This window comes from Pseudomonas boreofloridensis (assembly GCF_030580795.1).
GTDB classification, from domain to species: Bacteria; Pseudomonadota; Gammaproteobacteria; order Pseudomonadales; family Pseudomonadaceae; genus Aquipseudomonas; species Aquipseudomonas boreofloridensis.
Genome location: NZ_JAUQOQ010000041.1, coordinates 1 through 3,081 on the forward strand (window position 1 = coordinate 1; position 3,081 = coordinate 3,081).

At 55.3% G+C, this 3,081-nt stretch carries 4 protein-coding genes, 3 tRNA genes and 1 rRNA gene; all 8 read left to right on the top strand.

Annotated features, from left to right (window positions below; all coding sequences use genetic code 11):
• Positions 1-101: ribosomal RNA gene (gene rrf, locus Q6A47_RS22830) — 5S ribosomal RNA — on the top strand; the annotation flags it as partial.
• 197 nt (positions 102-298) lie between these two features.
• On the top strand, positions 299-1,258 hold the full coding sequence (gene birA, locus Q6A47_RS22835) for a bifunctional biotin--[acetyl-CoA-carboxylase] ligase/biotin operon repressor BirA (RefSeq protein WP_029613947.1): 960 nt from the start codon (positions 299-301) through the stop codon (positions 1,256-1,258).
• Positions 1,248-1,997, top strand: a complete 750-nt coding sequence (locus Q6A47_RS22840) for a pantothenate kinase (protein ID WP_304485465.1) — start codon at positions 1,248-1,250, stop codon at positions 1,995-1,997. Before birA ends, Q6A47_RS22840 begins: the two co-directional genes overlap by 11 nt.
• Before the next feature lie 7 nt (positions 1,998-2,004).
• Entirely contained in the window at positions 2,005-2,430 is a 426-nt protein-coding gene (locus tag Q6A47_RS22845; RefSeq protein ID WP_029613949.1) for a hypothetical protein, read from the top strand.
• Between the two features lie 143 nt (positions 2,431-2,573).
• A tRNA-Tyr gene (locus tag Q6A47_RS22850) sits at positions 2,574-2,657 on the top strand.
• 23 nt (positions 2,658-2,680) lie between these two features.
• Positions 2,681-2,754 (top strand) — tRNA-Gly (locus Q6A47_RS22855).
• Between the two features lie 28 nt (positions 2,755-2,782).
• Positions 2,783-2,858, top strand: a tRNA-Thr gene (locus tag Q6A47_RS22860).
• An 81-nt stretch (positions 2,859-2,939) separates the two neighbouring features.
• Positions 2,940-3,081: GTP-binding protein (locus Q6A47_RS22865; RefSeq protein WP_304485466.1), on the top strand; the 142-nt coding region annotated here is incomplete at its 3' end.

Consider the following 3,081-nt stretch of genomic DNA (forward strand, 5'->3'; position numbering starts at 1 on the left):
GCATTGGAACCACCTGATCCCATCCCGAACTCAGCAGTGAAACGATGCATCGCCGATGGTAGTGTGGGGTTTCCCCATGTGAGAGTAGGTCATCGTCAAGATTCATTTCGCAAAACCCCTATCTGCGTGAGCAGGTAGGGGTTTTGTCTTTTTCGTGTTTTCAATATCAGCGCTGCCCTCACAAGTCGGTGCCTCATAGCTACCATGTCTGGAGTGTGTTGGCTGGGCTCGGCCCTTTCCCTATGCAATCCAGCAACCCGTGGCTATCATGCCTGCCTTATTACAAGTCGAGACTGGCATGCTGAAGTTGTTGAATCTCCTTAAGGATGGGCGGTTTCATTCCGGCCAGGCTTTAGGGCAATCCATGGGGGTAAGCCGCAGTGCGGTTTGGAAGCAGCTTCAGCACTTGGAGGCCGAGCTGGATTTGGTTATCCACAAGGTGCGTGGACGCGGTTACCAGCTGGCAACGCCGCTGAGCCTTCTCGACTCAACGGCGATTGCGGCCTACGCCGAAAGTGAGGCATGGCCAGTTCAGGTTCACGACATCATCGACTCCACCAATGCCGAGGCGTTGCGCTGTGTAGCACAGGGTCAGGCCGCGCCTTTTGTCGTTATTGCCGAGCGCCAGAAAGCCGGCCGTGGTCGACGTGGCAGGCAGTGGGTCAGTCCGTTCGCTGAAAACCTTTACTACAGCCTGGTGATACGCGTCGAAGGCGGCATGCGTCAGCTTGAAGGTCTAAGTCTGGTGGTCGGACTTGCCGTGATGCGCACTCTGCAGGAATTTGGGGTGGCGGAGGCGGGGCTCAAATGGCCGAATGACGTGTTAGTCGGTCCCCGGAAGATCTCTGGCATTCTGCTCGAGCTGGTCGGCGATCCTGCAGATGTCTGCCATGTGGTACTGGGGATTGGTATTAACGTGAACATGCAGAATAACAACCAGGTTGATCAGCAATGGACTTCGATACGGCGTGAGACGGGCGAACTTATCGACCGCAACCAGCTGGTTGCTCGGCTCAACGGAAATTTACAGCATGTGCTTGCACGTCATCATCGCGAGGGCTTCCTCGGATTCCAGCATGAATGGGAGCAGGCGCATGTATGGCAGGGCCGAAGCGTCTCGCTGATAGCCGGCAATCATGCGGTGGATGGTGTCGTTTTGGGTGTGGACGGGCAGGGTGGTCTGCGTATGAACGTCAACGGCGTCGAGAAGAGCTTCAGCGGCGGAGAGCTTGGGTTGAGGTTGCGGAATGATTCTTGAGCTCGACTGTGGTAACAGCTTTATCAAATGGCGGGTGATCCATGCTGATGACGCCATTATTGTGGGTGGCGGTATCGTTGACTCGGACCAGGCCTTGATCGCGCAGGTAGCAAAACTGCCTAATGTGCATTTTCGTGGGGCCAGAATGGTCAGCGTGCGCAGTGAAGAGGAAACCGATGCGCTGATGAGGGCGATCACTCGTGATTTCGGTGTGATCGTTCAGGCTGCGCGTCCGGCCACTGAAATGGCGGGCGTGCGCAATGGCTACACAGATCATCAGCGCTTGGGAATGGACCGTTGGCTTGCTGCTGTGGGTGCTTTTCATCTGGCCAAGGGCGCCTGCTTGGTAATGGATTTTGGTACAGCTGCCAAAGCCGATTTCGTGGCGGCCGATGGACAGCATCTAGGCGGGTACATCTGTCCGGGTATGCCTTTGATGCGCAGCCAGCTACGTACCCATACGCGCCGAATTCGCTACGATGATGCCTCAGCCGAGCGCGCATTGACCAGTCTGCTCCCCGGCCGCTCGACGGTCGAAGCGGTAGAGCGCGGATGCGTGTTGATGTTGCAGGGCTTCGCTCGCACGCAGATTGATCAGGCTCGCGCCTTGTGGGGTGACGAATTCAGCATATTCCTCACCGGTGGGGATGCGCCTCTCGTGGAAGTTTCGGCACCTGGAGCGCGGGTTGTTCCCGACTTGGTCTTTGTCGGCCTTGCGATGGCCTGCCCCTTGAATTGAGGTGCCTATGCGTTGGTTGTTCCTGTTGTTGCTGGTGCTCAATGTCGTCTACTACGTGTGGCACCAGCAGGAGGCGCCATTGCGTATCAAGGAAATAGCTCCGCTCTCGCTGTACAAGGGAAGCCAGCAGGAGATTCGGCTGCTGCGCGAGACAGCAGCTCAAGCACCTGCTCGACGACAGGACGAATGCTTGGTGGTGGGTGGATTGCGAAGTCAGGATGATGTCGACGCTCTGCGCCAACGCCTGCTGAGTCTTGATATCAGTGCCCGTCAAGTCCAGGGGCTACTACCTGGCGCGGAAGGGTTCTGGCTCAAGATTGGGGCTGAGAGCGAGCGGTTGCTGGATGGCAACGTGCTGGCCACTCTTTCCAGTGATTTCAAAGAGTTGAAGCACAAAATTATTTTCTGCCAAGGTATTGCAACTGCTGAATAGATTGATAGAATGGCGCCCGCTTCGCAGGGAACACCGCTCATACGGTTCAACTGCAAGTGTCGTCAAAGCAGCTAACTTTCAGATTTAATTGAAAAAAATGCTTGACGATGGTGCGGCAGCCAAATAAAATGCCGGCCACATCTGGAGGGATTCCCGAGCGGCCAAAGGGGACGGACTGTAAATCCGTTGCGAGAGCTTCGAAGGTTCGAATCCTTCTCCCTCCACCAGTTTTAGCGAGAGCTGCAAGCTCGCGGGTATAGTTTAGTGGTAGAACCTCAGCCTTCCAAGCTGATGATGCGGGTTCGATTCCCGCTACCCGCTCCAAGTTTGCTGTTGTTGCACAAAGAGTTGCGCTCTTGTAGCTCAGTTGGTAGAGCACACCCTTGGTAAGGGTGAGGTCAGCGGTTCAAGTCCGCTCAAGAGCTCCATTTAAACAAGGCAGATATGAAAATATCTGCCTTTGTTTTATCAGTGTAGTGACCATTTTTCTTCTGCGGAGGATTGTATCGATGGCTAAGGAAAAGTTTGATCGTTCCCTTCCCCACGTTAACGTCGGCACCATCGGCCACGTTGACCACGGTAAGACCACTCTGACCGCAGCTCTGACTCGCGTTTGCTCCGAAGTTTTCGGTTCGGCAATCGTTGAGTTCG

Bases quoted from the DNA above. Each gene is read 5' to 3' on its own strand.
- birA (WP_029613947.1), top strand. From the start codon at position 299: ATGCTGAAGTTGTTGAATCTCCTTAAGGATGGGCGGTTTCATTCCGGC.
- Q6A47_RS22845 (WP_029613949.1), top strand. From the start codon at position 2,005: ATGCGTTGGTTGTTCCTGTTGTTGCTGGTGCTCAATGTCGTCTACTAC.
- Q6A47_RS22840 (WP_304485465.1), top strand. From the start codon at position 1,248: ATGATTCTTGAGCTCGACTGTGGTAACAGCTTTATCAAATGGCGGGTG.